The 1,148-nt window shown below is 65.3% G+C and carries 1 protein-coding gene; it reads right to left on the bottom strand.

Annotated features, from left to right (window positions below):
* Positions 1-16 precede the first annotated feature (16 nt).
* Positions 17-934, bottom strand: coding sequence for an IS110 family transposase (locus AC3WJE_RS21030; RefSeq protein ID WP_493732790.1), 918 nt, complete (start codon positions 932-934; stop codon positions 17-19).
* Positions 935-1,148 lie beyond the last annotated feature (214 nt).

Here is a 1,148-nt window from a genome sequence, read left to right as displayed (position 1 = left end):
GTAGCAACTGTCTTGTTTACCCAAGCGCAGGTGTGCCGGCCCAGGCATCACGAGCGCGGGCATTGAGGATCACCAGCATCTTGCGCATGACCGCCACGATGGCGACCTTGGCGGCTTTGCCGCGTGCACGCAGGGATTGGTAAAAGTCACGCAGGACCGGCTCGTAGCGCAAGGCCGACAGGGCGGACATGTACAGGGCCTGGCGGATGTGGGCCCGTCCGCCCCAGATGCTGCGGGTGCCGCGCATCGTGCCGCTGTCGCGTGCCAGCGGCGCCACCCCGACCAGCTTGGCGATGGCTTTACCGTCCAGCCGGCCCAGTTCGGGCAGTTGGCTGGCCAGCACCGCGATCACGACCGGCCCGACGCCCTTGAGGGTGCCGATGGCTTGCAAGTGCGGCTGCTCACGCACCTGCTGAGCGATCTGCCGATCCAGGAAGACTTTGCTCTTGGTGAGTTGAGTGAGGTTGGCCTGCAGTGCCTGACGTAGCAGGCCATCCTTCACCGAGCGCAGCTGCTGCTGGGCACTGAGCAGCATCTGCACCACCTGGCGGCGGCTGTGCACGTGTTCGGCCAGGCGTCGCTGCCAAGGGGCTGGTGGCTGGTAGCGCGGCAAATTCAGCACCTGGGCGATATGTGCCAACACGACGGCATCCAGCCGATCCGTCTTGGCCAACTGCCCGGTGGCACGGGCGAAGTGACGGACCTGGCGGGCATTGGCGCGCACTATCGGCAGCCCTGCCGCATGCAGGGCATCGAGCAGGTCCTGTTCGTAGCCCCCGGTCGGTTCCAGCACGACCTGACGCAGCGGCAGGGTCTTGAGCCATGCGGCCAACCTGCGGTGGCCGGCCTGGGTGTTGTCGAACTGGCGGAAGGGGCCTTGATAGACGGCCACGTCCAAGGAGGCTTTGCTGACATCGATCCCGATCCCATGCATGGGCATCTCCGTTAGGCTGGAAGGGTCGAGCGCTCCCCCGCTTGCCCAGTCTTATCCATCCGAGTGTCGGCTCGGGCAACTGTTCGGGCGGATCAAGGGAGATACCGGCGTGGGCACCCAGCTACAAAGCGATCGTGAGATCTAGAGCGGAGACGGTGGCCCACGCCGGCGCTCGACATCTAACCTGACAGATCCGGAGCAGATAAGAGCGGAG

Source organism: Pseudomonas sp. GW821-FHT07E12 (genome assembly GCF_058986605.1).
This window is presented reverse-complemented; position numbering and strand designations above follow the sequence as displayed.

Coding starts and splice junctions, on each gene's coding strand:
- AC3WJE_RS21030 (WP_493732790.1), bottom strand. CDS start 934: ATGCATGGGATCGGGATCGATGTCAGCAAAGCCTCCTTGGACGTGGCC.